This is a genomic window from Rhodospirillaceae bacterium, assembly GCA_018662005.1.
Lineage (GTDB): Bacteria > Pseudomonadota > Alphaproteobacteria > Rhodospirillales > JABHCV01 > JACNJU01.
Window position 1 is genome coordinate 87,930 of the sequence record JABJHA010000008.1, and the last position, 24,334, is coordinate 112,263.

29 protein-coding genes and 1 pseudogene are annotated in these 24,334 nt (G+C 55.1%); 12 read left to right on the forward strand and 18 right to left on the reverse strand.

The annotated features are described in order from the left end of the window. Positions 1 to 2 precede the first annotated feature (2 nt). From HOL66_04790 to HOL66_04805, 4 genes are read right to left on the reverse strand one after another with little or no spacing between them, the layout of a single operon-like run. Positions 3 to 2,027 carry a bifunctional aldolase/short-chain dehydrogenase gene (locus tag HOL66_04790; GenBank protein MBT5243539.1) on the reverse strand — a complete coding sequence of 675 codons (2,025 nt, stop codon included), beginning with the start codon at positions 2,025 to 2,027 and terminating at the stop codon, positions 3 to 5. Next, on the reverse strand, positions 2,024 to 2,335 hold the full coding sequence (locus tag HOL66_04795; protein ID MBT5243540.1) for a PilZ domain-containing protein: 312 nt from the start codon (positions 2,333 to 2,335) through the stop codon (positions 2,024 to 2,026). Before HOL66_04795 ends, HOL66_04790 begins: the two co-directional genes overlap by 4 nt. Then, positions 2,332 to 3,426 (reverse strand): S-methyl-5-thioribose-1-phosphate isomerase, encoded by a 1,095-nt coding sequence (gene mtnA, locus HOL66_04800; protein ID MBT5243541.1) that lies wholly within the window; start codon positions 3,424 to 3,426, stop codon positions 2,332 to 2,334. Before mtnA ends, HOL66_04795 begins: the two co-directional genes overlap by 4 nt. Next, a complete protein-coding gene (locus HOL66_04805) occupies positions 3,423 to 4,310 on the reverse strand; it encodes an S-methyl-5'-thioadenosine phosphorylase (protein MBT5243542.1) in 888 nt (295 codons plus the stop codon). Before HOL66_04805 ends, mtnA begins: the two co-directional genes overlap by 4 nt. Positions 4,311 to 4,459: 149 nt before the next feature. Between HOL66_04805 and HOL66_04810 the strand changes: the two genes are divergently transcribed. Genes HOL66_04810 through HOL66_04820 form a run of 3 tightly spaced genes read left to right on the forward strand, consistent with a single transcriptional unit; the run spans position 4,460 to position 6,099 of the window. Next, entirely contained in the window at positions 4,460 to 4,915 is a 456-nt protein-coding gene (locus tag HOL66_04810) for a PaaI family thioesterase (protein MBT5243543.1), read from the forward strand. 2 nt (positions 4,916 to 4,917) lie between these two features. After that, positions 4,918 to 5,343 carry a PaaI family thioesterase gene (locus HOL66_04815; GenBank protein ID MBT5243544.1) on the forward strand — a complete coding sequence of 142 codons (426 nt, stop codon included), beginning with the start codon at positions 4,918 to 4,920 and terminating at the stop codon, positions 5,341 to 5,343. Positions 5,344 to 5,355: 12 nt separating this feature from the next. Next, the gene (locus tag HOL66_04820; protein ID MBT5243545.1) at positions 5,356 to 6,099 is read left to right on the forward strand and encodes a peptidylprolyl isomerase; all 744 of its coding nucleotides are present in this window, start codon (positions 5,356 to 5,358) and stop codon (positions 6,097 to 6,099) included. Here HOL66_04820 and HOL66_04825 read toward each other — a convergent pair whose 3' ends face one another. After that, the gene (locus HOL66_04825; protein MBT5243546.1) at positions 6,100 to 6,522 is read right to left on the reverse strand and encodes a GFA family protein; all 423 of its coding nucleotides are present in this window, start codon (positions 6,520 to 6,522) and stop codon (positions 6,100 to 6,102) included. It lies immediately after the preceding gene. 164 nt (positions 6,523 to 6,686) lie between these two features. Between HOL66_04825 and HOL66_04830 the strand changes: the two genes are divergently transcribed. Further along, positions 6,687 to 7,769 (forward strand): M48 family metalloprotease, encoded by a 1,083-nt coding sequence (locus tag HOL66_04830; GenBank protein MBT5243547.1) that lies wholly within the window; start codon positions 6,687 to 6,689, stop codon positions 7,767 to 7,769. A 10-nt stretch (positions 7,770 to 7,779) separates the two neighbouring features. Here HOL66_04830 and ychF read toward each other — a convergent pair whose 3' ends face one another. From ychF to HOL66_04850, 4 genes are all read right to left on the reverse strand, one after another. After that, on the reverse strand, positions 7,780 to 8,880 hold the full coding sequence (gene ychF / locus HOL66_04835; protein MBT5243548.1) for a redox-regulated ATPase YchF: 1,101 nt from the start codon (positions 8,878 to 8,880) through the stop codon (positions 7,780 to 7,782). A gap of 6 nt (positions 8,881 to 8,886) precedes the next feature. Continuing rightward, complete coding sequence (locus tag HOL66_04840) at positions 8,887 to 9,483, reverse strand: aminoacyl-tRNA hydrolase (GenBank protein MBT5243549.1); 597 nt, start codon at positions 9,481 to 9,483, stop codon at positions 8,887 to 8,889. A 27-nt stretch (positions 9,484 to 9,510) separates the two neighbouring features. Beyond that, on the reverse strand, positions 9,511 to 10,212 hold the full coding sequence (locus HOL66_04845) for a 50S ribosomal protein L25/general stress protein Ctc (GenBank protein MBT5243550.1): 702 nt from the start codon (positions 10,210 to 10,212) through the stop codon (positions 9,511 to 9,513). Positions 10,213 to 10,395: 183 nt separating this feature from the next. Continuing rightward, positions 10,396 to 11,328, reverse strand: a complete 933-nt coding sequence (locus HOL66_04850) for a ribose-phosphate pyrophosphokinase (GenBank protein ID MBT5243551.1) — start codon at positions 11,326 to 11,328, stop codon at positions 10,396 to 10,398. 444 nt (positions 11,329 to 11,772) lie between these two features. Here HOL66_04850 and HOL66_04855 point away from each other — a divergent pair, with 444 nt between their 5' ends. Then, positions 11,773 to 12,339, forward strand: a complete 567-nt coding sequence (locus HOL66_04855) for an FABP family protein (GenBank protein MBT5243552.1) — start codon at positions 11,773 to 11,775, stop codon at positions 12,337 to 12,339. Between the two features lie 105 nt (positions 12,340 to 12,444). Here HOL66_04855 and HOL66_04860 read toward each other — a convergent pair whose 3' ends face one another. From HOL66_04860 to HOL66_04885, 6 genes are all read right to left on the reverse strand, one after another. After that, positions 12,445 to 12,810 carry a response regulator gene (locus tag HOL66_04860; protein ID MBT5243553.1) on the reverse strand — a complete coding sequence of 122 codons (366 nt, stop codon included), beginning with the start codon at positions 12,808 to 12,810 and terminating at the stop codon, positions 12,445 to 12,447. A gap of 322 nt (positions 12,811 to 13,132) precedes the next feature. Next, positions 13,133 to 14,071, reverse strand: a complete 939-nt coding sequence (locus tag HOL66_04865) for a hypothetical protein (GenBank protein MBT5243554.1) — start codon at positions 14,069 to 14,071, stop codon at positions 13,133 to 13,135. 78 nt (positions 14,072 to 14,149) lie between these two features. Beyond that, on the reverse strand, positions 14,150 to 15,301 hold the full coding sequence (locus tag HOL66_04870; GenBank protein ID MBT5243555.1) for an aminopeptidase P family protein: 1,152 nt from the start codon (positions 15,299 to 15,301) through the stop codon (positions 14,150 to 14,152). A 4-nt stretch (positions 15,302 to 15,305) separates the two neighbouring features. Next, complete coding sequence (pgeF, locus tag HOL66_04875; GenBank protein ID MBT5243556.1) at positions 15,306 to 16,073, reverse strand: peptidoglycan editing factor PgeF; 768 nt, start codon at positions 16,071 to 16,073, stop codon at positions 15,306 to 15,308. 66 nt (positions 16,074 to 16,139) lie between these two features. Continuing rightward, complete coding sequence (locus HOL66_04880) at positions 16,140 to 16,619, reverse strand: SRPBCC domain-containing protein (GenBank protein ID MBT5243557.1); 480 nt, start codon at positions 16,617 to 16,619, stop codon at positions 16,140 to 16,142. A gap of 2 nt (positions 16,620 to 16,621) precedes the next feature. Then, positions 16,622 to 16,939, reverse strand: coding sequence for a winged helix-turn-helix transcriptional regulator (locus HOL66_04885; GenBank protein MBT5243558.1), 318 nt, complete (start codon positions 16,937 to 16,939; stop codon positions 16,622 to 16,624). Between the two features lie 126 nt (positions 16,940 to 17,065). On the opposite strand from HOL66_04885, the gene HOL66_04890 reads away from it, so the two are divergent. Together HOL66_04890 and HOL66_04895 are read left to right on the forward strand one after the other, a co-directional pair. Further along, positions 17,066 to 17,374: a hypothetical protein gene (locus HOL66_04890; GenBank protein ID MBT5243559.1), complete on the forward strand. Its 309-nt coding sequence runs from the start codon at positions 17,066 to 17,068 to the stop codon at positions 17,372 to 17,374. 96 nt (positions 17,375 to 17,470) lie between these two features. Then, positions 17,471 to 17,781: pseudogene (locus HOL66_04895) on the forward strand (hypothetical protein). Positions 17,782 to 17,837: 56 nt separating this feature from the next. Here the strand turns inward: HOL66_04895 and HOL66_04900 are convergent. The 3 genes from HOL66_04900 to rfaD are packed head-to-tail and all read right to left on the reverse strand — an operon-like array spanning position 17,838 to position 20,700. Continuing rightward, positions 17,838 to 18,911 carry a class I SAM-dependent methyltransferase gene (locus HOL66_04900; protein ID MBT5243560.1) on the reverse strand — a complete coding sequence of 358 codons (1,074 nt, stop codon included), beginning with the start codon at positions 18,909 to 18,911 and terminating at the stop codon, positions 17,838 to 17,840. 8 nt (positions 18,912 to 18,919) lie between these two features. Beyond that, on the reverse strand, positions 18,920 to 19,717 hold the full coding sequence (locus HOL66_04905) for a prolipoprotein diacylglyceryl transferase (protein MBT5243561.1): 798 nt from the start codon (positions 19,715 to 19,717) through the stop codon (positions 18,920 to 18,922). Continuing rightward, positions 19,714 to 20,700: an ADP-glyceromanno-heptose 6-epimerase gene (rfaD, locus tag HOL66_04910; GenBank protein ID MBT5243562.1), complete on the reverse strand. Its 987-nt coding sequence runs from the start codon at positions 20,698 to 20,700 to the stop codon at positions 19,714 to 19,716. Before rfaD ends, HOL66_04905 begins: the two co-directional genes overlap by 4 nt. Positions 20,701 to 20,838: 138 nt before the next feature. Between rfaD and HOL66_04915 the strand changes: the two genes are divergently transcribed. The 5 genes from HOL66_04915 to HOL66_04935 all read left to right on the forward strand — a co-directional run bounded on the left by HOL66_04915 (position 20,839) and on the right by HOL66_04935 (position 24,323). Continuing rightward, on the forward strand, positions 20,839 to 21,144 hold the full coding sequence (locus HOL66_04915) for an accessory factor UbiK family protein (GenBank protein MBT5243563.1): 306 nt from the start codon (positions 20,839 to 20,841) through the stop codon (positions 21,142 to 21,144). A 219-nt stretch (positions 21,145 to 21,363) separates the two neighbouring features. Then, positions 21,364 to 21,867, forward strand: a complete 504-nt coding sequence (locus HOL66_04920) for a hypothetical protein (GenBank protein MBT5243564.1) — start codon at positions 21,364 to 21,366, stop codon at positions 21,865 to 21,867. Positions 21,868 to 21,869: 2 nt separating this feature from the next. Then, positions 21,870 to 22,682, forward strand: a complete 813-nt coding sequence (locus HOL66_04925; protein MBT5243565.1) for a pyrroline-5-carboxylate reductase — start codon at positions 21,870 to 21,872, stop codon at positions 22,680 to 22,682. A 170-nt stretch (positions 22,683 to 22,852) separates the two neighbouring features. Then, the gene (phaP, locus tag HOL66_04930; protein MBT5243566.1) at positions 22,853 to 23,332 is read left to right on the forward strand and encodes a TIGR01841 family phasin; all 480 of its coding nucleotides are present in this window, start codon (positions 22,853 to 22,855) and stop codon (positions 23,330 to 23,332) included. Between the two features lie 100 nt (positions 23,333 to 23,432). Then, on the forward strand, positions 23,433 to 24,323 hold the full coding sequence (locus tag HOL66_04935) for a DMT family transporter (protein ID MBT5243567.1): 891 nt from the start codon (positions 23,433 to 23,435) through the stop codon (positions 24,321 to 24,323). Positions 24,324 to 24,334 lie beyond the last annotated feature (11 nt).

Sequence of the window (24,334 nt, forward strand, 5' to 3'; positions counted from 1 at the left end):
AATTATCTTAGCGATGCCTCAATATTGCCGCCATCAACGGTCAGAGTCGCAGCGGTTGTCGAGGGTGATAACGCCAAATGCAGAAACGCCCGCGCAACATCAAGGGCGCTCACCTCGCGGCCCAACAGATTGCCGGACATATAATCCTTTTCACTTAACTTCCGAGCTTTGGAGCGCGCCGCAATCATATCATCGGACAACAGCCCGGAGCGGATACGATCAGCGTTAACGGCGTTGCTGCGGATACCATCGGCCCCGTGATCAAGGGCGTATTGCTTCATCAGAAACAGCGTCGCCGCCTTGGGTAGGCCATAGGGGCCGAAATCCTTACCCGGATTGAGCGCCTGTTTGGAGGTGTTAAACAACAGGCAGCCGCCTGTGCCTTGCGCCTTCATGACCTTGACAGCCGCCTGGGCTACCTTTTGATGGCCCCAGAAATTAAGCTCGAAGCTTTGCCGCAGCACCGCCTCGTCAACGTCACCAATACGCCCCTGCCAGGCCGCACCGGCATTGGAAATGACAATATCAATGCCGCCAAAAGCCCCGGTTACCCTTGCCATGGCGGCCTCGACCGCATCCCCATCGGTGACATCACATGCCAGGCCAAGGCCTGCAAATTCGGCTGCCGCTTTTTCGGCATCGTCACCTTCAAGATCAAGTACCGCCACCGCCGCCCCGGCATCGGCAAACAGGCGCGCCGTCGCAAGTCCAATGCCCGAAGCAGCCCCGGTCACCACCGCCACCTGCCCGACAAGCGGTTTTTCGTCTTGCCATGGCAGCTTGGCTTGTTCAGGGGCCCAGTATTCAATATCGAACAGGTCAGACTGGGCAGCGCCTTCAAAATCACCCAGACCTTCAGCCGCCATCACCACCCCTGCCGTGCATTCTGCCAGATCGGCGGCGACGACTGCCTCCCCGGTTGATCGACCAAGCCCGAACAAGCCCAGTCCCGGAACCAGAATGACACGGGGTTTGTTATCAAGCATGACTTGTGAACCTTCACTATAACGTTCGAAATAGGCCTGGTATTGATTTTCATAAGCCTCCATGGCCACCCTCGCCGCCTTGGCGAAAGCCTCAAGATTTCCGGCTTCGGGGGGCGGCACGATAAGGGGGCGGGGTTTGATGCGAATGACATGATCCGGCGTCACATTACCGGCGTTGGCGTAACGTTCGACATCGGCCCCGTTGACGAAGGCCACGACATCCGGACCATCACGAAATTCCAGAATGAAATTCTTGAAGGTTGCGGTTTCTGCGTCAGACAGGGCGCACAAACCGCGCAAGATTGGCGCTACCTCAGTGACGGGGGCCAATTTACCTGGAATTTTTGCCAATTTGAGGGCACGATTTGCAGACGTGGCCAAATATTCTTCTGCCACACAGACCAGATCAATCATGCGCGTGTAGGCCTGCTGGGCGGTCTCACCAAAGGTAAACAGGCCATGGCGGGGGATCAGGATGCCCTGTTCAGCGTCACCGGCTTGCAATACGGTTTTGGCCAGGGCGAATCCAGACATGGTGTAGGGCGCAACGGCGACCTTGTCGCCAAACACCTGTGCGCTTAAGTCCTCACCGTCAGAGCGGTTGGTCAGGGCCAGGACGGCGTTGGCGTGGCTGTGAAAAATAAACTTATGGGGCAGGAAGGCATGAACAAGGGTTTCAACAGACGCCATAGGCTGGCTGGCATCCATCATCGCCGCCTTTACAGCAGTTGTCAGTTCGGCGTCGGACAAGGCGTCAAGCCGAGACAGGTCGTGCAGGGGCTCAAGTCGCAAAGTCGTAAATCCCTGCGTCTGGATGGACGCCATATCGTAACCGCTTCCCTTGACGTAAAGCACTTCCGTATCGCGACCATGGATATCCTTCAGGGTCGTCTTAACCGAAGTGTTGCCGCCGCCGTGCAGAACCAGTGCCGGATCGCCGCCCAACAGGCGCGTGGCATAAACGCACAGGGCCAGATCAGCGCCCTGCCTGGCATCTTTTATCGCCGCTTTGGCGTTTTTTTCAGACCAGTTGTTTTTCATTCATCTTTCTCAAACATGGATTTCAAATGTTTGGCCAGGCGAATGCGCTCTTCTTCAACCGGATCGAACCTGACAGCAAAGCTGTCATCGCTCGTCCTGACGACGTGGCCGGTCATCTCGCCGATGGTTTCAATGTGCATATGGACGAAGGCATCATTGCTGAGGTGGTTTTCGGCAACCACCGAGACGCCGCCCTGGGAAATATCAGACGTTTCACCAACAATCACTTCGTTACCGATTTCGATGCGCACATTTTTGTGCAACTCGTGGCGGGGAAACTGTCTTTTTTCTGAATGATCGTTGCTCATGCGTGCTCCGGATACAGCGCCGCCAAACCTGCTTCAGAGGCTTCGGCAACGCCGCGTTCTGTGATCAGGCCGGTAACCAGCCGCGCCGGCGTGACATCGAAGGCAAAGTTGGCGGCCGGGCTGTCTTTTGGCGAGATCGTCACCGTATCGACGCGACCATCATCAGTCAGACCGACCAACCGGGTGACCTCGCCGGGATCGCGCTCTTCGATGGGCACATCGCGGACACCGTCCTTGATCGTCCAGTCGATGGTCGGTCCCGGCAGACCAACATAAAACGGGACATCGTTATCAAAAGCCGCCAGCGCCTTCAAGTACGTGCCGATCTTATTGCAGACATCGCCCGCCGCCGTCGTCCGGTCGGTGCCGGTGATCACCACGTCGACCATGCCGTGCTGCATCAGGTGGCCGCCCACGTTATCAACGATCAGTGTATGGGGGACGCCGTGCTGGCCCAGTTCCCAACAGGTAAGCGACGCCCCCTGATTGCGCGGCCGGGTTTCATCAACCCACACATGAACCGGGATACCGGCGTCATGGGCCTTGTAGACCGGGGCCAGTGCGGTGCCCCAGTCCACCGTCGCCAGCCAACCGGCGTTGCAATGGGTGAGCACATTGATGCGCTCCGGTTTGCCCTTGTCGTTCCAGATTTTCTCGATAATTCCACGTCCGTGTTCACCCAGCGACGAGCAAATCTCCACATCCTCGTCGCAGATTTCCACAGCTCGCGCGTAGGCGGCGGTCTGTCGTTGATCAACCGGTAGCGGCGCCAAAAGGGCCTTCAGGTCATCCAGCGCCCAGCGCAGATTAACCGCCGTCGGGCGGGTCGCGTAGAGCACCTTGTAGGCGTTTTCAAGGCCGTCGTCGGAGGCATCGCCGCGCATCGCCAGGGCCATGCCATAAGCCGCCGTCGCCCCGATCAGCGGCGCCCCGCGAACCAGCATATCGAAAATCGCCCTTTCGGCGTCTTCAAGGGTGTCCATGGCGACGACGATGTATTCGTGCGGCAATCGGGTCTGGTCGATGATCTCGACCGTTTCACCGTTATCACCAAGCCAAATGGTACGGGTCGGATTTCCGTTAACGATCATCCTCTCAACACCCGACCGGCGACCGCATCAAGCTTTTCGACCATGGCCGGGTCGCGGGCTTCGGGTGCTGTGATGATGGCGCATTCAAGGGCCGTGTGACAGCCTGATGAGCAGCTATCCGTTCGTCCACTTAGGCTGGGGGCGACCTGTTTGACCAGCGAGCGGCCCTTGTCGGCGTTATCCAGCAGCACCTTGATGATGGCGTCGACGGTGACATGATCGTGGTCCGGGTGCCAGCAGTCGAAGTCGGTGACCATAGCGACGGTCGCGTAACACATTTCCGCCTCGCGGGCCAGTTTGGCCTCCGGCATATTGGTCATGCCGATAACATCGCAGCCCCACGAGCGATACAGTTCGGATTCGGCGAGGGTCGAAAACTGCGGTCCTTCCATGGCCAGGTACGTACCACCGCGCTGGTAGGGAATGCCCAGTTCCTTGATCGACGCTTCAAGGGCGTCGCCAAGACGGCCGCAAACCGGATGCCCGAGGCCGACATGGGCGACCAGACCGGTGGAGAAGAAACTTTTCGCCCGGTCAATGGTGCGGTCGATAAATTGGTCGGCGATAACAAAATGACCGGGTGGCAACTCCGCTTTCAGGGAACCACAGGCGCTGACCGAGATAATTTCGGTCACGCCGACCCTTTTTAAGGCGTCGATGTTGGCGCGAAAGTTCAGTTCCGCCGGTGGAATGCGATGGCCGCGGCCATGGCGTGGCAGAAAAACCATCTTCTGACCGTCCAGTTCGCCCATGAGCAACGCGTCGGACGGCTCGCCGAAGGGTGAAGAAACCTTCTCCCAGCGCGTGTTTTCCAGTCCTTCAATATCGTAAATGCCACTGCCGCCAATGACGCCAATGACTGTGGGCGTTCCCGGTTCCGACATAAATTCCCCCATTTCCTTGAAAACTGCTGATGATCAACTAATTGACAGTTTTTCAGGTTCCGACGTCCGCTTCAAGACAGGTTTTTGCAAACTCGAAAAAGAGTCTTATACTCCGCTCCCTCCGAAACACGTAAAGCCGAACCCCCGCCATGCCCGAAACCGCCGACCTGAATCAACTGGCTGAAATGTTCTCGAAAATCCCCCATTGCCGTGAAATGGGAATCAACATCACCGCCCTTGAGGCTGGCAGGACATCCATGCGCCTGGACTATCATGAGCGGCTGGCCGGTAACCCGGAAACCGGTGTCGTCCATGGCGGTGTGATCTCGACCCTTCTGGATACCGTCGCGGGGCTGACGGCGATGTCCGCAGTTTCTGCGACAACCCCGGTTGCGACCCTTGATCTGCGAATCGACTACCTGAAACCGGCCCGCCCCGGCGACGCCATTTACGCCGATGCCGACTGTTTTCGCTTAAGCAGATCCGTCGCTTTCGTGCGCGCCACAGCCCACCACGGCGACAACGCCGACCCCATTGCCCACTGCATCGCCACCTTCATGCTCAATGCCGCCGGGTTCACCTCCGGCGGACAAGGGACGGGCTAACCATGCTGAAAGACATCCAAAGGCTCAAGGAACAGGGCGATTATGCATCAATAAGCGAGCTTATTCCCTATACCCGTGTTCTTGGTCTTCAGTGCGCGGTTGAAGACGATGCCATGGTGACCCGCTTGCGCCACCAGGACAGCAACATCGGCAATTACCAATTGGGGGTGCTGCACGGCGGCACGGTGGCGGCACTTATGGAACATGCGGCGATTTTTCAATTGCTGTTTGAACTGGATATCAAGACGATCCCGCGCATTATCAATATATCTGTCGATTTTCTGCGCCCGTGCCGGGCCATGGATACCCAGGCCAGCGCTGTCCTGGTCAAACAGGGCCAGCGCATCGCCAACGTCCGGGTTCAGGCCTGGCAGAACGACCCGGCAAAACTTGTCGCCACAGCGCACGCCCACTTCCTGCTCTCTTAAGAAAGAAAGACTATGAAAACTTTAAAAAAAGCTGCTCTTTTCGCCATTATATTGCTTCTTACCCCGCTGGCCGCACAGGCGGGCGAAGAAGAAATGACCATCACCGACCAAGTCGTTGGCAGCGGTGATGAGGCGAGTAATCTGGCCAAGGTGACGGTCAACTACACGGGTTGGCTGATGGATGGGACCCAGTTTGATTCCAGTATCGGCAAGCAGCCCTTCGTCTTCACTTTGGGGGCCGGCATGGTCATTCCCGGTTGGGACCTGGGCGTCAAGGGCATGAAGGTTGGCGGCAAACGCGAACTGATCATTCCGCCGCATCTGGCTTACGGAAAGCGCGGCGCGGGAAATGTTATCCCGCCGGGATCAAAACTCCGCTTCCAGGTCGAACTTTTGGCCGTGGCGCCGCCGACATTTAACAACATCGACAACGCCGAACTGAAAGCATTACAGGCCAAGGGGATCAAGCTGATCGACGTTCGCCATCCGGAGGAGTGGCAGGAAACCGGTGTTGTTGAGGGATCAATCCTGATTGAATCGTTCAAGAAATCTGGCCGCCTGCGCCGCGAATTCATCGAGGAACTGGCCAAAACCGTCAAGAAGGATGAACCGGTAATCCTGATCTGCCGCACCGGTAACCGCACGGCCATGCTGTCGGAGGGTTTAAGTGACCGTTTTGGCTACACCAACATCTACAACGTCACAAACGGCATCGAGAACTGGATCAAGGCAGGCAACCCGGTCGTAAAACCCTGATCAATCAGCAGGCTTTGGCGGCATCCCGGGGAACGTCTTGATTGACGGATCAATGTCATCCCAGCTTTGGGCGCTTTCGGCATACAACGAGAAATTGGCCTCGAAAATAGCAGGGTCGTCCAGGCCGCCGACACGCACCATGACACCGGCCGGATTGCCGCTGCTGGCACCGTAAACCGGCGAGCCGCATTTGGAGCAGAAAAAGCGGGTCATGGTGTTGCCGCTATCGGCGGTGTACTCGTAACACGTTACCTCGCCGGTTACCGTGAAGGCGTCTTTCGGTAACATCATGTTGGTGGCATGACCGGTGCCACTGAACTTTTGGCAATTGGTACACTGGCAATGCCCGGCAAACATCGGCTCTGCATTACATTCATACCTGACAGCCCCGCACTGGCAGCCACCCGTAATTTTCTCAGCCATGAGCTTTTCCTTTTCGGATTGTTACAGGCTCCCAGTATTGGGCATGGCCTGGACATTGGCAAGGGTGGGGGATTTCTCGACAAACATAAATTTGTAACCTATGGTCGAATATTACGAATATTAATCTCTTTTTCACAGACTTCGCACCCATCGAGAATTATCAGATGTCTACTCTACGCACCCTCTCAATTGTCACGATCTTTATCCTTTCTGCTTGTGCTACTCCACAGACGAGCATTAATAAAGTTGATTCAGTTGCCGCTGAAATTGAAGCAAAAAAACAACGTGAGCTCGTTGTTCAGGATTGGGTCGAGGCCGATCAACGGTTGTTCCGTATCGGTTACCCCATCCTTGTCAATAGCATCTCGTTTTGCGAGAAAACCTCCTTCCAGACCGGCATGATCGCCGGGTCCGCTACTGGCTTAAAAAAAGAATGGGAAGAGGCTTTTCGATCTGTTTATGGATTATCAGATATTCTTGAAGTTACCTACATTGCCCCAGGTGCGGCTGCGGCTGTTGGCGGGTTGAAAATTGGCGATGTCTTAATAACTGTGAATGACTGGTCAGTTCCCGTTGGCAAGACGGCGAAGAAAAATTTCGACAAAAAGCTTAAAGATATTTTAAAAAACGAAGACCCCATCGAATTCAAGGTTCGACGCGACGAAAATGATCTGACACTCACCATTTATCCTGAGAAAGCCTGCGATTATCAGATCGTTCTTGATCCCCAGGATGACTTAAACGCTTTTGCCGATGGAAAAACCATTACCTTTCATAAAGGCTTGATGGATTTCTTCCGAACCGATCAGGAAGTGGTGCTGGTTTTCTCACACGAACTCGCTCACAACACGATGAAACATGTAGAATCAAAAACTCAGAATGCGGTGATTGCCGGAGCAGGTGGCTTCATCGTTGACTTGCTGGGAGCACTGGCAGGGATAAACACACAGGGACAATTTACCGACATGGCTATGCGTGCCGGTGGTGGCGCATTCTCGGCAGCATTCGAGGCGGAGGCGGATTACGTCGGCCTCTACATCATGGCCGCATCGGGGCATGAAATTGAAAAATCGTCCCACTTCTGGCGGCGAATGTCTTTGAAAAATGTACAAGGTATTTCCATGGCAACATCGCACCCTTCCAATGCAGACCGGTTTGTCGGAATCGAAAATACAATAAAGGAAATTAAGGTCAAAATCGCAGCCGGGGAGCCTTTAGAACCTGAAATGAAAAATAAAACTCAGTAAGTTTACTGCCTCAAACATTAAACCTGAACAACATCAGGTCGCCGTCTTGGGTTGTGTAGTCGCGGCCTTCCTGGCGCATTTTTCCGGCTTCCTTGGCCCCCTGTTCACCGTTACAGGCGATGAAGTCGTCGTAGGCGATGGTTTCGGCCTTGATAAAACCCTTTTCAAAATCCGTGTGGATGGCCCCGGCGGCTTGCGGTGCTTTTGAACCGGCGGGCACGGTCCAGGCGCGGGTTTCCGTTGGCCCGACAGTGAAGAACGTAATCAGATGCAGAAGCTCGTACCCGGCGCGGATCACCCTTGTTAAGCCGGTTTCCTGAAGGCCGATGGCGTCAAGGAACTCCTGCTGTTCGGTGGCGTCGCCCAGAGCCGAGATTTCCTCCTCGATACGGGCCGAGATAACGACCGAAATGGCCCCCTGACCCGTCGCCATTTCGGCGACCTTTTCCGATTGCGCGTTGCCTTCGCCCGCCGCGTCCTCTTCGACGTTGCAAACGTAGAGAACAGGCTTACCGCTTAACAGGTGCAGCATCTCAAAAACCCGCTTGTCATCTGCGCTTATGTCCATGGTGCGGGCCGGTTTGCCCTCGCCCAAGACCGCCAGAACACGCTCGACCATGGCAAGCTGGGCGCTCGCCTCCTTGTCGTTGCCGCGCGCTTTCTTGGTCAATGGCGTGACACGTTTCTCGAGGCTTTCCAGATCAGCCAGCATCAGTTCTGTCTCAACGGTTTCCGCATCCCGGACAGGGCCGATGTCGCCTTCAACATGAGTGACGTTTTCATCCTCGAAGCAACGCAGCACATGAATAATGGCGTCGACTTCGCGGATATTGGCAAGAAACTTGTTGCCCAACCCCTCACCCTTGGAGGCGCCGCGCACCAACCCTGCAATATCAACAAATTCAAGTTGCGTCGGAACGATTTTGGCCGACTGGCCAATAGCGGCAATCTTGTCCAACCGCTCGTCAGGAACCGCCACCCGACCGGTGTTGGGCTCGATGGTGCAAAACGGAAAGTTGGCTGCCTCGGCAGCCGCCGTCGCCGTCAATGCGTTGAACAGGGTCGATTTACCAACGTTGGGCAAGCCGACGATGCCACAATTAAAACCCATGATTCGTTATCCTTCGTCTTTGTTTTTATTTTTTGGCGGGTTTGTATTGAGCGCGACCTTGTTCAAAAATCCGGCGTCATCGCCTTGCAAGGCCATATCAATATGATCGGCGATGGAAACAAGCAGCGGCTCAAGCCATTGCTGGTCGGCTTTGGCGAAGTCCTTGAGCACATGATTTGTGACTTGCGACTTGTCACCCGGATGGCCGATGCCCAGCCGCAGGCGGCGGTAACCTTCGCCTAAGTGTGCGTGGATCGAACGCAAGCCGTTGTGACCGGCATGGCCGCCACCTGATTTAAGCTTGAGCTTTCCCGCTTCCAGATCAAGCTCGTCATGAATAACCAGAACGTCGGCGGGATCTATTTTGTAGAAGTTGGCAGCCGCCGCAACCGAACGACCACTTTCGTTCATATAAGTGGCAGGTTTCAGGGCCAGCACCTTGGCATTGCCGATGCGTCCTTCGGCAAGCGCACCATTGAATTTGGCGCGGAATGGCTGAAAGGAATGGCGGCGGACGATTTCGTCCACCGCCATAAATCCAATATTGTGACGGTTCCTGGCGTAGTCCCCACCGGGGTTACCCAGGCCAACAAGCAGCAGCATGATGATGGCTCCTGCGGGGCAAAAGGATTAGTCCTTAGACCCGCGTTCTTCGCCTTCGCCCTCGCCTTCGCCGCCTTCTGCACCTTCTTCACCTTCTTCGCCTTCGACGCCTTCTTCGCCCTCTTCGCCCTCTTCGCCTTCTTCTTCTTCAGGCTCGACGTTGATGGTCGGGGCGGCGATGGTGGCGACGGTAAAGTCACGGTCGGTGATGGTCAGCTCGACATCGTCGGGCAGTTTGATGGCGCTGATGTGAACACTGTCGCCGACTTCAAGACCCGTCAGATCGACAATCAGGCTTTCGGGAATGCTGTCGGGCGAGCACAAAAGTTCAATATCATGGCGAACGATGTTAAGCACACCGCCACCACGCAAGCCGGGGCATTCCTCTTCGTTTTCAAAAATCACGGCGACATCAATGTTGAGGCGTGTTTTGGCGCTGAAACGCATGAAATCGACGTGAATGGGCCGGTCAGTGACCGGGTGGAGCTGCAAATCACGGGGCAGGACGCGGTGTTTATTTCCACCTGCTTCAAGCTCATAGACGCGCGAGAAGAAGCCGGGGCCCCTTAACTGCATCATCAGTTCAACAGGTTCGAGGGAAATCATAACCGGGTCTTGTTTGTTGCCGTAGATAACGGCTGGCACCCGACCAGCCCTGCGTATGGCACGGGCTGCCCCCTTACCTGCCCGTTCGCGCAGCTCGACACTCATAGTAGCGGCTTGAGCCATTGGAATAGTCTCCTAAAAATCCGTTTCTAAATTGTCGACCTCCAGGGGTGTCGACGGTTTTGATTGCGCCTGAAAACAGGCACATCAAGGAGTGGCGTGTCTTTTAAAGGGATGTCAGCCAACAGTCAAACACTGAAAGCCGAAAATTAAGGGTTTTAGCGCACTGGGCCGACATCCAGGCCCTCACTCAAACAGGCTAGAGACCGAGCTTTCGTCACTGATGCGGCTGATCGCTTCGGCGATCAGCGGGGCGATGGTCAGTTGCTTGATGTTGTGGGAGATGCGAACCGCTTCGGTTCCCTGGATAGAATCGGTGATAACAAGACTATCCATCGGGGATGAGGAGACCCTGGCAACAGCACCGCCGGACAGAACCCCGTGGGTCACGTAAGAAGAGACCGATGAGGCGCCTTTAGCCTTCAACGCCACGGAGGCATTGCATAGGGTGCCCGCCGAATCGACGATATCATCGATCAGGATGCAGCGGCGGCCATCGACCTCGCCGATAATGTTCATGACTTCCGAAACACCGGCCTGTTCGCGCCGCTTATCAATAATCGCCAGGTCCGCATTCAGGCGCTTGGCCAACGATCTGGCGCGAACAACGCCGCCCACATCGGGTGAGACGATAACCAAATCTTCGCCGTTCATGGTGTCTGCAATATCCTTGGTCAGCACCGGGGCGGCGAACAGGTTATCGACGGGAATGTCGAAAAAGCCCTGAATCTGGCCCGCGTGCAGGTCCATGGTCAGCACCCTGTCGGCACCGGCGGTGGTGATCAGGTTGGCGACAAGTTTGGCTGAAATCGGCGTCCTGGGCCCGGATTTACGGTCCTGACGGGCGTAGCCAAAATAAGGAATGACGGCGGTAATGCGGCGCGCCGAGCCACGCCTGAGCGCGTCCAGTGCAACCAGAAGTTCCATCAGATTGTCATTGGCCGGGTATGATGTGGATTGAATGACGAAGACATCCTCGCCGCGCACGTTTTCCTGAATCTCGACAAAGATTTCCATATCCGAAAAACGGCGGACGCTGGCTTTCGTCAATGGCAGATTCAAATATGCAGAAATAGCTTCGGAAAGTGGCCTGTTTGAGTTGCAGGCAAGAATTTTCATCTTGGCGGTTCCCCCTGGGGCCTTAATCCAGATCTGGTCGCCGAATCACACGGCGGCATCATAAGAATCTGGTCGTCCAACCCGGAACAGGGCGAAATCTATCAGCGTCCCCAGCCCCTGTAAACGGGTATCTCACGTTCACCCCAAATTAACACTCAAATCTCCTGCAACCCATAACCACTATAGGTTACAGATGATTTGAATGGTGCTGCAAAGACGCAACGAACCTGTAAAAAATGTCTCGCGTGTCAATTTCTTGTCAATTTCGTGTAAGACGTATCAGCTTGTTCCTACTTCGTACTCATCCCATCCATCCTGGCAATGAATTCTCTAGCCCTACTATTGATCCATCCCGGACATTCTACGGTCTATTTTTGTGCACCCCATTCGCTAATTTGGTACTCTGTGAAACACCTTTAACTCTGACAGAAGACAGGAACAAAAATGGCTAATCACTCCGATGTCGATTATGGCCCGATTATACAGCTTTTGGGTTGCTGGAAAGGAGATCAGGGTACCGATATAGCCCCCGAACCTGATGGAGAGGAACACAACCCCTATTATGAGACGATAACATATGAAGACATCGGCGATCTGAGTAACGCCGAAGAACAAAAACTCGCCGCCGTCTACTACCGCCAGATAGTAAAGCGGAAATCAAATGACGAAGCCTTTCACGACCAAACGGGATATTGGATCTGGAACGCTGCAAATAAAACTGTCATGCATTCCTTTGTTATTCCACGCGCCGTCAGCGTTATTGCGGGTGGAGTATATTCGGACGAAACAGATGATGAAGGGCATATCGTTTTGGAATTATCAGCAAAACTTGGTGATCCGGAATGGGGAATTATTCAGTCGCCCTTTATGAGAAAAAAAGCATCATCCTTGGAATTTCGTCAAAAAATCACCGTTGGTAGCGGAAAGATGACTTATGCACAAACGACACTTGTCGATATTTACGGTAAGGTGTTTGAGCATACAGATAACAATGAATTGAGCCGCGTGTAAGCGGACATTAATCTGGAAAACGTCTGCTATGAGGCGGTAGAGGGGACCTCTTTCAAGGCTGGTGAAAAGGGCTGCTGTTGACCCAAACCGGAACTTTGTGAAGGTTTACGACAGGTGCTTTGTCACTGTATCAAGGAAGACGGGAACGCTTATCGGCTTGGCTATGTAGTCGTCACATCCCGCTTCAAGTATTTTGCTCTCATCGCCCTTCATAGCAAAAGCAGTTACGGCAACAACAGGTATGTGTTTGAGGTTGTTATCCGCCTTTAAATCGGCGGTAATTTCAAGACCAGAGCGTCCCGGTAGTTGGATGTCCATAATGATGAGGTCTGGGTTCTGATCTTTTGCAAGATCAACAGCATCACTCCCATCAACCGACTTGATCGTATCATAGCCATTGGATTTTAGAAGTTGATCGAACAACCGCATGTTCAATTCATTGTCTTCAACGATCAATATAGTCTTTGCCATGAGCGACCTTGTTCATTTTAAAATGATCGATCCGGAAGGATACATTGCCTTGTTATTTAATCCAAGGCTTCCAGATCTTTCCTAATATCCTGCTCCCTACCCTTGGCGGAAGACGTTATTTTAATATCCTCATTAAGGATATGATCGAACAGCCAGTTCTTCAAAAATTTACGAAGTTGATTTAGGTTTTCCAGATTCTGTTCGTTACCCCATTTTTTAGCTTGATCATTTACATCAACGATAAGTTCCCGATGAAGGTCACGATGTTTTTCAAACCGCCTGTAAACGGGATTCAGGGTTGTTGGCCAAGGAAAGGTGATTTTTATTCAGGCGGTGGTGGGGCACGCCCCGGAATCCGCTGTAAATCGGGTGCCGGTGGTGGCGTTCCCTGCTGGCCGACCGATGAAGGCGTCGCCCGTTTATTGTCTGCGCCGAGAATCCGTTCGATCCCGATGAGCGCGGCAGCGGCGACGTTTTCGGCCTGCCCTGCCCAAGGACCGTTCAGGCTCCCCGCTGGCACGACATTTTCCTGGGTCGCCCGGCCAACCTCGAAACCATCCATGGTCAGGACTCGCCAGACAATCAGTATCTTGTCCTGATTTGTCTGCAGGGATTGGATGCCGACCTGACCCGAAAGCATCAAGCTGGCCTGACGTTTATCCTCGGTAATCGAAACATCGGCCTCGCGCAGGGCGCTGACAATAGCCTGCCGCAGGGCGTCGTTGCCATCGCCGGGCGCACCGCTCACCGGACCCACCAGAATTCCCGCCCCTAGCAACAACACCGGCAGTGGGTCTTCCACATCATCAATGATCATCGCCGCCAACGGCTTGGCCGCACCGTTGCCGACGGCCCGGATAATTCGCGGGTCACCGTATTCCCATTTCCAACGCGCCCCGCGCACGCCCTGGGTATAATCGCCGACGCTATCGCCCTTAAGATCAACAAGGGTCCAGTGGATCAGCATGACAAAGGGAACCCGGGCGTCATCCCAATTGGCTTTTGCCTCGCCTTTAAGCACATAACGGCTGATCTCATTGTCCTTGATAGAGGTCTTCACACCGTGCTCGATGAGGCCAGCGGCGACGGCGCTGGACAGCAATTTGGCCATTGGCAGGGCCGGCCCCTGAACCAGTTCAACACGCACATCGGTCATCTTGGCGACCTCAACCCGCGCTTCAAGGGGCTCGAAGGTCAACGGGACTTCGCTCGGCGTACAGGCCGCCAGCATCAACACCAACAGGGGCAAAATCAGACGCATCGCCTACCCCGCAACACACATGACAAGCATGAAAACGACAGGAACCAGCAACATGAACAACAGGTAGGGCATGTTGGTTTACTTCCTGATCATGTCCAGCGAGGACCGGGAAAGGCGTTCCGGCGTCGTATCAGTGACCCGCACGGTTTCGCCAAGGGTCATCGCCACACCGGCGTCGCTGTCGAAAATAATCATGTGCAGAAAGAAGACCATGTCCGGGGCGGCAAGCACCGGATTGCCATGATAAAGCATCGGCCAGTCCATCCAGTTGGGGGCAAAGGTGGTGCCCAGCGAATAACCACAGGCATTGAGCCTATGGGCTGCCAGACCATGCCGGTCAAGAACCGTGGCGTGGGCATCGAAAGCCTCGCCGACAGGGCGACCGGGAACCAGCGCCGCGGTGACCGCTTCAAGGGCCTCGCGGGCCGCGTCATACAACGCCAGTTGTCGATCCGGCGGCGGCCCGATGCTAATCGTCCGGATCATGCAGGCGTGATAATGACGATACACCCCGGCCCACTCCAGGGTCAGCTGGTCGGCAGGGTCGAGATGCCTTCTGCCGGTGAAATAACGACACAGCAGGGCGTCCGGGCCTGAGCCAATAATGGTTTCATTGGCCGGGTCATCGCCGCCGCCACGAAACACGGCGGATTGCATGGCCGCCAGTATATCGCCTTCAAAAGCGCCGGGACCGGCAAGCGCTACCGCCGCGTCCAGGGCGTCATCGGCCAGTTCCGCAGCCCGACGCACATAGGCGATCTCTGCCGGACTTTTGACCAGCCGCAGGCGAGTGACCAGGTCGGAGGCATTCTCCAAAGTGCAGAAGCCGTCCAGGGCGGCGCTCAGCTTTTGACCGTTCAGGGCGGTCAGCCCGTAGGAATCCCACTCGACGCCCAGCCGCTTGCCCTTCAGGCCGTGGCCATCAAGTATCTGCGCCAGTTCCCGGGCCGGGTCAGCGTCAGGGCCATCGACCCAGATACGGATATCTTCAATGACAGAGGTATGACGGGCCTGACGCAAATCCGCCGCTCGGGTCAGCAGGGTCATGGCCCCGTCGGCGCTTAACAAAAGGCACTGAAAATAGACATAACCGAAGGTGTCGTAGCCGCTCAGATAGAACATGCTTTCCTGACGGAAAATCAGCAAACCGTCGAGACCGCGCTCAGCCATTTCGGCGCACGTCCGCTTGCGGCGTTCGGCCAGTTCCTGTTCGCTGAAATGCAGGGCCACGGATTCAGTCCTCTATCACTATCGCTGACAACAGCCGACCATAATCCTTTTCGCCGTTCAAGGTACAGCGGCGGTAACTGTAGAAGCGTTCAGGATCGGCGCAGGTATCGACGTTTAGCGCCGTCACCGAAGCCAGCCCCTGCCTCGACAAGCGCCGTTCGATATAGCCCGAAAGATCAAACTGAAAGTGGCCGGGCCGCTTCGAGGCCTTGAAAAAATCATCATGGGCGGCATCCTCGTCCATAAAATCCTGATAGAACTCAGGTCCCACTTCATAAGACGCCTGAGCGATGCAGGGGCCGATAGCGACGTCAATATTTGAAAGCGTGCCACCCATGGCAATCATTTCATCAATGCAGGCTTCGACAACCCCTGCCCTGGCCCCGCGCCAACCGGCATGGGCGGCGCCGATGATGCCGGCGGTCCGATCAGCAAACAATACCGGTGCGCAATCGGCGGTCAGAATGCCCAGCACCATACCGCTCTCGCCTGTGACCATGGCGTCGACCTGCGGCGCATCCTCGGGTGCCCAGGCTCGCGTCACCCTGACCACCTTGGCCGAATGAACCTGATAGGCGGTCACAAGATCGCAGCCCTGGACGCCCAGCCGGGCAACAGCAAGACGACGGTTCTCGGCAACACTTTCAGGACTGTCATCGGAACCAAAACCACAATTCAGCCCGTCCATATCACCAACACCATCGGCACTGACGCCACCCTGACGGGTGAAAAAACCATGCCGGACGCCGTTTAAATTTGATGCAGTCAACATGACGCTATTATGCTTTTTTTGTGGTCACCAGGGGAAGAGATGCATCGACCCATCAAGAAGCAGCTATCAACTTTCGGATTCATCAAGCGCATCGGCCATGAATGTAAATGCCGCGATCCAGCCACCGCCAATACCGCGACGAGCATCCTCGCTTCGAACTGCCGAATGAACAAGGCGGACATATGTGCCCTTTCCTTTCGGCGTAAACTCCACTTCGACCCGCGAATCTGGCGTTACTTCACACTTTCCGTTTGCGTACCGGATCACATGAGACCATGAAAAAACGAGTTTTTCGCTGGGCTGAATGTCATGATACAGACCCTCGAAACAAATCGACTTGTCATCGTCCTTTGACTTCAGAAAACTCCACCCGCCCCCCGGACGCAGATCAATCGTCGCGGAAAAAAGCGAATTTGGCGCCATTCCAAACCATTTCACGACGATCTTCGGATCAGTCCACGCTTTAAAAACCTTTGCCGGGGTTGCGGCAAAATAACCCTCGACAACAATCGGGTCATCGCCGGGTTCGGATTTAATCAACTCCATTGTCAATCTCCCTCAGTTACCAAATATTGAGCAAGATTGTCAAATTGGTGGGTCCAAAATTCCTGATAATCAGTTAGCCAGTCAGTTGCCTGTTTCATAGGTTCCGCAACGAGGCGGCAATGGCGGGTGCGGCCGCGTTTTTCAATAATCAGCAAGCCCGCATCACTGAGCACACGCACATGTTTGGAAACCGCTGTTTGTGACATGTTGAAGGGCTCTGCCAGATCAGAAAGTCTGGTTTCCCCCTGCATGAGTTGCCCTAAAATGGCACGCCGCGTGCCATCACTGAGCGCCGCAAAGGTTGTATCGAGGTTTTCCATGTAAAATCCGTTATTAGTGAACTATTTGGTTGACTATGTGTCTCTCAGATTATAGTAAACCAAATAGTTAAGTTTCGAAAGCCTGAACGACTGACAAACAACATATTGATAACAGGAGAAATTATTATGTCTAACTACATCTATGCCTTTCACGGGGGGAAAATTCCTGAGAGTCCCGAGGAGGGGGCCAAACTTATGGCGAGATGGGAAACCTGGATGGCTGGCCTAGGCGGTGCCTTGGCCAACCCCGGCGCGCCTTTAGGATTATCCAAGACCGTTAGCGCCGGTGCTGTTACGGACGATGGCGGGTCCAATCCCTTGTCGGGATATACAATTGTGAAAGCTGACAGCATGAACGATGCCCTGGAGAAGACAAAAGGCTGCCCACACCTTGAACACGGCACGATTGAGGTCGCAGAAGAGATGCAAATATGATTTCCGACAACAAACAAGGACTTCTGCTACGTTCGGCGCAGCTATCAAGACTTTAAAGCGTCTTGCAACCAAAATTGAAATTCGGAGGAAAGTATCATGCCAAACTACATCATCGCCTATCAAGGGGGAAGTAAGCCTGAAAGTCCCGAAGAGGGTGCCAAACATATGGCGAAATGGAAAGCTTGGGTCGATGCCCTTGGCGATGCCGCAGTCAACCCCGGCACTCCCTTGGGGAAAACCAGGATTGTAAGCACCGCAGGTGTGTCCGAAGATGGCGGCCCAAATGCCATGTCGGGGTTTTAACCGTCAAGGCCGACAATATCGATGCGGCTCTTGAAATGGCCAAGGATTGCCCGTTTCTTGAAACCGGGGGCACACTTGAGGTCGCCGAGATGATGGAAATGTAGTCACCAACACCGTGATCCGGTCAATGTGGACGCAAAAATAACGTCGTTAATTTTCCCTATTCAAATCCTGGCGGTGGCGGGGCCTCAAGGCCGGTCACCGCCATGACCTTGAACAGGTCGCCCATTTCTTCCGGATCGACCAGCCTTTGCAAGGCCCGGGCGATGTCCTCGGCTTGTTCAGATGTGGCGTTTTCACGCAGGGTTTCGGCCCTCTCAATAATCCCAAGGGTAGTCAGGAAATTCCCTTGCGTAACCGGCCCCAGGGCCCGCGCGCCGGAGGCAAATACGCGCTGGGCCAGCGCCCCGAAATCCACATGAGCCGTCAGGTCGGCGGTGCCCGGATCAACCAGCGGATCGTGGAAATTGTGACTTTTTACCGCTTGCAAGGTTTCACCTGGCGCGCTTTGACCATGGCCATAATCGACAAACAGGGCGGCGCCGCCGTGATCGGCAATCCGGCGGGCGATGTCTTCGCTAATGTCAAGGGCCGCCGGGCAGACCTCGACCATGACATCGGCCGGCGCATCGATCAGTCCGGGCGGTAATTCCGGCGTATCGAAAGGCGGCAGCAGGACAAAACACAAACCATCGCCATCGGGCTTGATATCGACCATGCGCGGGCACCAGAAATCCCCGGCGTGGAAATACTGCTCGATGGGCAGGGCGTCGAAGAATTCATTGGCGATGACAATCAGGGGGCCTTCGGGCACATCGGTAAAAGCGCGATGCCAAACCACATCCCTGCCCTCAAGTTTTTGCTGCTGGATTTCCTGCAACGCCGGACTGGTTTCAACCAGATGAACCTCAATGGCATCACTAAAGCCATCAACCAGCGGTGCGGCGCGCAGCATATCGGCCATCAGGGTTCCCCTGCCCGGCCCCAACTCGACCAGGTTGATGGTCGTGGCGCTGCCCGCCGTCATCCAGGCGACACCGGCCCACAGTCCAAGCAGTTCACCGAACATCTGCGAGACTTCCGGCGCGGTGACAAAATCACCGCTGACCCCGAAAGGATCACCGCGCATATAATAGCCGTACTCGGGATGGGCAAGCGCCTGCTCCATGTACTCTGCAATGGTTAAGGGTCCGGTTCCCCTTATTCGTTCAATAAGGATTTCTTCCAGCGACATAGAGTCTCTCAACTTTCTTTTTTAGCCCGGGTTATCAGGTAAAGGCCGCCCAAAATCATTGGTATGGACAACCACTGCCCCATGGTCAGTCCGGCGGCGAGGAAGCCCAGGTGGGCGTCTGGCTGGCGGAACAATTCAACAAAGGCCCGCGCCAGCGCGTAGCCGATCAAAAAAACACCGGTCAAAACGCCGGGGCGATTGCGAATGTTTTCATTTTTTGACAACAGATAAAGCAGACAAAACAGCACCAGCCCTTCAAGAAAGGCTTCATATAACTGGCTGGGATGGCGCGGCGCCTCCCCACCACGGGGGAAGACCATGGCCCACGGCACGTCAGAGACCCTGCCGAACAATTCACCGTTGATAAAATTGGCCAGCCTGCCCAGCATCAAGCCAACCGGTGTCGCACAGGCGACGATATCGGCGAAACGAAGCGCCGGAATATGACGCCGTTTAACAAAAATCAATCCGGAGACAATGACCCCCAACACACCGCCATGAAAAGACATGCCGCCTTTCCAGATTTGCAGGGCCGCCAGCGGGTTATCTGCGTAATAGTCGAAATTGTAAAACAGCGTATAGCCAACCCGGCCACCCAGAACAACGCCCAGCGTGGCCCAGATCAGAAAGTCATCAACGGCTTCCCGGCTGGCCACTTGCGGGGAAAGGGCTGCAAGACGGATCATGTAGCGCCAGGCGAACAACAGGCCGCCGATATAGGCCAGCGAATACCAGCGAATGGCGAGGGGCCCGACCTGAAAAATAATCGGGTCGATGCTGGGATAGGGAATGGCGAGAAGGCTCATCGGTAACGGTCTGCAGTGCTTAAATAATCACCAACATAAGATCCGATACCATCCTCAAGCGAGGTGAAAGGCTTCTCATACCCGGCAGCCCTGAGGCGGCTCATATCGGCCTGCGTAAAATACTGGTACTTGTCGCGAATCTCTTCGGGCGTCGGCACAAATTTGATAGCCGGCTCTTTGCCCATGGCTTTGTATACAGCGCTGACAAGATCATGGAAGGAGCGCGCCTGACCGGTACCGCAATTGAACAGTCCGCTAACATCCGGATTTTCCAGCAGCCAAATAACAATATCGACACAGTCACCGATCCAGACAAAATCCCGAAGCTGGCCACCGTCGGCGTAGTCGGGATGGTGGGATTTGAACAACGTCGCCGTTTTCCCGGCGCTTGCGTCGGTGAAGACTTTCGAGGCGACGCTTTGCATGGAACCCTTGTGGTATTCGTTGGGGCCATAAACATTGAAGAACTTGAGCCCGGCCCATTGCGGCGGGGTTGGCTCTTCGGCATCAATCATCCGCATCACCCGGCGGTCAAAAAGCTGTTTGCTCCACCCGTAAGGATTAAGCGGCCTTAGTTTAGCCAGGGCGTCGCGGGCAGGATCATCAACAAAGCCGTTGGCGCCGTCCCCGTATGTCGCCGCTGATGAAGCATAGATAAACGGCACATGATGGCGGGTGCACCAGTTCCACAGGTCAATGGACAGTTTGAAGTTGTTTCTGAAAATCAAGTCGACATCGGTTTCCGTGGTCGCGGAAATTGCGCCCATGTTGATGACGCCCTTGATGCCGTATTCATTACCGCCCAGATATTCAAACAATTCTTCGGGAGGGATAATATTGGTCAGGTCGCGTTTGGCTACATTGCGCCACTTATCGTCCTGGCCAAGCCAGTCGCTGACGACGACCTTGCCATGGCCGCGCTCTTCGATGGCGGCGGCGATGTTGGAGCCGATGAAACCTGCCCCGCCCGTTACCACGTACATGGACTATCCTTAATCATTAAAGTTATCTGGCTGGGTTAAGTTTATAAAGCCAGCGACAACGCTGAGCAAGCGGTGAGGCGTTGCTAACGCACCGGCCAAGGGCCATAATAGTCGCCTTAAAACTTCGGAGAGAGAGCCATGCAGACTTCCAACCGTATTCTCGATGACCTGGCGAAAGTCGCAGGTGGCGCCGCGTCAACCATTGCCGGTGTGAAATCCGAAGCCGAAAACCTGATCCGCCAGCAGCTGCAACGTCTGCTTGCCGATGCCGATCTGGTCAGTCGCGAGGAATTTGAAGTCGTCAAAGCCTTGGCTACCAAGGCCCGCACGGAACAGGAAAAGCTGACAGCCCGGGTCAAAAAGCTGGAAGCCAAGCTGGTGGCAAAGAAACCCGCCGCTAAAAAATCCAAACCAGCCAAAGCAAAGAAAACCAAAAAGGCTTAAGGTCGGTCAACCCAATGGGTAAGGCTGACTGTCTTATCCACAATAAATATTCCCTTTAAGCAATTCGGTCCTTGCGTCCGGACTCCCCTATTGGCTAGGCTATACCTAGTGGTGTACGGGGGGTCAATCCACCATATATCGGGTTTCATCCCATATTTTGTGGTTTAGCTTCCCTAAAGCGCTATTTCGACCGCCCGAGACAGCAATGGGAGACCGATCATGAACAACCTCAACATTGCCCAAACCAAGCAGTCCTCACACCCGCTGGATATTATTGAACGAATCGTTGACGACAACGACTGGATTTCCGATCGCCGCAGCGATCAGGAAATGGCCGTTCAGGTGCCCGGGCACTGGTGTGATTATTCCATGTTCTTTGCCTGGAACGACGCTGCCGACGCCATCCACTTCACCTGCGCCTTCGACATGCGGGTACCCCCCGAATGCCGGGGCAAGGTCCATGAATTGCTGGTCATGATTAACGAAAAGCTGTGGCTCGGCCATTTCGGCGTCTGGGATGAAGAGGGCCTGCCCATGTATCGTCACGCCCTGCCCCTGCGTGGCACCGGCGGTCCCAGTCAGGGCCAGATGGAAGACATGGTCGAAACGGCACTGATGGAATGCGAACGGTTTTACCCGGCTTTCCAGTACGTGATCTGGGGCGGCAAAAGCGCCATTGATTCCATCTCTGCGGCCATGGTCGATACCGTCGGCGAAGCCTGATCATGACTGTCAACTTGTTGTTGGCCGGTTGTGGCAAGATGGGCGGTGCGATGCTCGCCGGTTGGCTCGACAAAGGCTTCGAGGCCAACGCCATTACCGTCGTCGAACCCAATGAGGACACCGCAAACGATTTGCGGCAAAGATACGGTGTCGCCACCGTCGCCAGCCCCGATGACCTGGACTTCAATGCCAATCCCCATGTCGTAATTATTGCCGTCAAACCACAGGTCATGGATGATGTCGCCCCTGCCTACGCCCGCTTTGCAGGATCAGGCGTGGTTTACCTGTCCATCGCCGCTGGCAAGACCATTGGTTATTTTGAAGAAAAGCTTGGGGACACCGCCGCCATCGTCCGCGCCATGCCCAACACCCCTGCCGCCGTCGGTCGGGGAATTACCGTGTGCTGCGCCAATGGCCATGTGACGAACGATCAGATTTCCCTGTGCGGTGATTTGTTGAGCACGGTCGGCGAAGTTGCCTGGGTTGATGATGAAGATCACATCGATATCGTCACCGCAGTATCAGGCGGGGGCCCCGCTTATGTGTTCCTGCTGGCTGAATGTTTGGGGCGGGCCGGCATCAACGCCGGTCTGCCGGAAGATCTGGCAAACCGTCTGGCCCGGGTAACCGTCGCCGGATCCGGCGAACTGCTGCACCGCTCACCCGAACAACCCGAAACCCTGCGCCAGGCTGTCACCAGCCCGGGCGGCACCACCGCCGAAGCCTTACGGGTGCTGATGGCCGATGATGGTTGGCAGCCGCTTCTCGACCGGGCCATTGCCGCCGCTACTGCCAAATCCCGCGATCTGGCCTGACATTTTTCAACTTTATTTGAATTTTTTAATCAAGCACCCATAACTGATTGATTCCAGGGCTTTTTTATTTATGGTGCAGTGCAACATAAATGTTGACATATGCCATGCTGTGCCTCATATTATGCTCATTGTGCAGTGCAGCATAAAACGAATTTCAGGAGACTATTATTATGGCTAAGCAAACCAACCCGTTCCTCAATTTTGACGTCACCAAGATGATGGCTGACTTCGATCCGTCCAAGATGGCTGACGAATTCACCAAGTTCGCCGGCAACTACAAACTTCCTGCCTTTGATGTCGAATCCGTTATGACATCTCAGCGCAAGAACATCGAAGCCCTCGCCGCCGCCAACAAGGCCGCGACCGAAGGCATGCAGAACGTCGCCACCCGTCAGGCTGCGATCTTGCAGGAAACCCTCGACGAAGCAACCAAGAGCTTCTCCAACTTCGGCAAAGCTGGCGATCCGTCAGCCGCCGCCGCCAAGCAGGCAGAACTCTATCAGGCTGCTTTCGAAAAGGCCCTGGCCAACATGAGCGAACTGGCTGACATGGTTGCCAAGTCAAGCAACGAAGCGACCACCGTCGTCAACCAGCGCATCAGCGACAGCCTGGACGAAATCAAGGCTCTTTCCAAGAAGTCTGCCAAGTAATCTCGACCCTCCCCTTCGAGACTGCCAAGGCCGCGCCCTTTTCAATAAAGGCGCGGCCTTTTCTTTTGCCCTTTGGGTTGCCTTCTATATAAGTTGCGTCATGCAATCGGCTGACCCTCAACAGAATTCGCCAGCACTGGCAATCGTGCTGATCCTGATTACCGGGATTATCCTTGCGGGTATGGACGCGACGGCCAAACATCTGGCCCTTGAGTTGCCCATCCTGATGGTCATCTGGGGCCGCTATTTCTTCCACACAGTTATCACCTTTTCCATCTACGCCGGACGCACCCGTTCGCTGGGCTTCCTGCGCGCCCGAAGACCCGGCCTGCAATTGATCAGAGCCAGCGCCCTGTTCGGCGCCACTTCGTGTATGTATGTGGCGATCACCCACATGCAACTGGGTGACGCATCGGCCATTCAGTTCCTGGCTCCGGTCCTGGTTACGGCCCTGTCTGGCCTGGTGCTGGGCGAACATGTGGGACCAAGGCGATGGGCGGCTGTGGTGTTTGGTTTTATTGGCGTCCTGATCGTCGCCAGGCCCGGTTCGGGGGTGCTTGGCTGGTGGGCCTTACTGCCGCTGATGACAGCCGCAATGCTGGCCGTCTATATGCTGATGACGCGGATCATCCGCGACAAGGACGCGGCCGCCACAACAACCTTTTATTCGACCGCCGTGGGGGCCTTTGTGCTCAGCGCCCTGGTCCCGTTTGTTTGGCAAAGCTTAAGTCCGGGCCAATGGGGATTGATGCTGCTTATGGGCTCGGCAGGCGCTCTTGGTCATTTCATGCTGGTCAGGGCCTTCTTTACGGCGGAAGCTTCGATGCTGGCGCCCTTTACCTATTCACAAGTCGTCGCCTCGATTATTTGGGGCTTGTTGATCTTCGCTGACGTGCCAAGCGCCTGGACAATTTGTGGGGCGCTCGTCGTTAGCGGCAGCGGTCTTTATGTATGGTACCGGGAAGCCGCTTTGCGCCGCGCCACTTCTTGAATTGGAGAAAG

Excerpts from the sequence above, each read along its gene's own strand:
- HOL66_04790 (MBT5243539.1), bottom strand. The coding sequence starts at position 2,027 with ATGAAAAACAACTGGTCTGAAAAAAACGCCAAAGCGGCGATAAAAGAT.
- HOL66_04795 (MBT5243540.1), bottom strand. The coding sequence starts at position 2,335 with ATGAGCAACGATCATTCAGAAAAAAGACAGTTTCCCCGCCACGAGTTG.
- mtnA (MBT5243541.1), bottom strand. The coding sequence starts at position 3,426 with ATGATCGTTAACGGAAATCCGACCCGTACCATTTGGCTTGGTGATAAC.
- HOL66_04805 (MBT5243542.1), bottom strand. The coding sequence starts at position 4,310 with ATGTCGGAACCGGGAACGCCCACAGTCATTGGCGTCATTGGCGGCAGT.
- HOL66_04810 (MBT5243543.1), top strand. The coding sequence starts at position 4,460 with ATGCCCGAAACCGCCGACCTGAATCAACTGGCTGAAATGTTCTCGAAA.
- HOL66_04815 (MBT5243544.1), top strand. The coding sequence starts at position 4,918 with ATGCTGAAAGACATCCAAAGGCTCAAGGAACAGGGCGATTATGCATCA.
- HOL66_04820 (MBT5243545.1), top strand. The coding sequence starts at position 5,356 with ATGAAAACTTTAAAAAAAGCTGCTCTTTTCGCCATTATATTGCTTCTT.
- HOL66_04825 (MBT5243546.1), bottom strand. The coding sequence starts at position 6,522 with ATGGCTGAGAAAATTACGGGTGGCTGCCAGTGCGGGGCTGTCAGGTAT.
- HOL66_04830 (MBT5243547.1), top strand. The coding sequence starts at position 6,687 with ATGTCTACTCTACGCACCCTCTCAATTGTCACGATCTTTATCCTTTCT.
- ychF (MBT5243548.1), bottom strand. The coding sequence starts at position 8,880 with ATGGGTTTTAATTGTGGCATCGTCGGCTTGCCCAACGTTGGTAAATCG.
- HOL66_04840 (MBT5243549.1), bottom strand. The coding sequence starts at position 9,483 with ATGCTGCTGCTTGTTGGCCTGGGTAACCCCGGTGGGGACTACGCCAGG.
- HOL66_04845 (MBT5243550.1), bottom strand. The coding sequence starts at position 10,212 with ATGGCTCAAGCCGCTACTATGAGTGTCGAGCTGCGCGAACGGGCAGGT.
- HOL66_04850 (MBT5243551.1), bottom strand. The coding sequence starts at position 11,328 with ATGAAAATTCTTGCCTGCAACTCAAACAGGCCACTTTCCGAAGCTATT.
- HOL66_04855 (MBT5243552.1), top strand. The coding sequence starts at position 11,773 with ATGGCTAATCACTCCGATGTCGATTATGGCCCGATTATACAGCTTTTG.
- HOL66_04860 (MBT5243553.1), bottom strand. The coding sequence starts at position 12,810 with ATGGCAAAGACTATATTGATCGTTGAAGACAATGAATTGAACATGCGG.
- HOL66_04865 (MBT5243554.1), bottom strand. The coding sequence starts at position 14,071 with ATGCGTCTGATTTTGCCCCTGTTGGTGTTGATGCTGGCGGCCTGTACG.
- pgeF (MBT5243556.1), bottom strand. The coding sequence starts at position 16,073 with ATGTTGACTGCATCAAATTTAAACGGCGTCCGGCATGGTTTTTTCACC.
- HOL66_04880 (MBT5243557.1), bottom strand. The coding sequence starts at position 16,619 with ATGGAGTTGATTAAATCCGAACCCGGCGATGACCCGATTGTTGTCGAG.
- HOL66_04885 (MBT5243558.1), bottom strand. The coding sequence starts at position 16,939 with ATGGAAAACCTCGATACAACCTTTGCGGCGCTCAGTGATGGCACGCGG.
- HOL66_04890 (MBT5243559.1), top strand. The coding sequence starts at position 17,066 with ATGTCTAACTACATCTATGCCTTTCACGGGGGGAAAATTCCTGAGAGT.
- HOL66_04900 (MBT5243560.1), bottom strand. The coding sequence starts at position 18,911 with ATGTCGCTGGAAGAAATCCTTATTGAACGAATAAGGGGAACCGGACCC.
- HOL66_04905 (MBT5243561.1), bottom strand. The coding sequence starts at position 19,717 with ATGAGCCTTCTCGCCATTCCCTATCCCAGCATCGACCCGATTATTTTT.
- rfaD (MBT5243562.1), bottom strand. The coding sequence starts at position 20,700 with ATGTACGTGGTAACGGGCGGGGCAGGTTTCATCGGCTCCAACATCGCC.
- HOL66_04915 (MBT5243563.1), top strand. The coding sequence starts at position 20,839 with ATGCAGACTTCCAACCGTATTCTCGATGACCTGGCGAAAGTCGCAGGT.
- HOL66_04920 (MBT5243564.1), top strand. The coding sequence starts at position 21,364 with ATGAACAACCTCAACATTGCCCAAACCAAGCAGTCCTCACACCCGCTG.
- HOL66_04925 (MBT5243565.1), top strand. The coding sequence starts at position 21,870 with ATGACTGTCAACTTGTTGTTGGCCGGTTGTGGCAAGATGGGCGGTGCG.
- phaP (MBT5243566.1), top strand. The coding sequence starts at position 22,853 with ATGGCTAAGCAAACCAACCCGTTCCTCAATTTTGACGTCACCAAGATG.
- HOL66_04935 (MBT5243567.1), top strand. The coding sequence starts at position 23,433 with ATGCAATCGGCTGACCCTCAACAGAATTCGCCAGCACTGGCAATCGTG.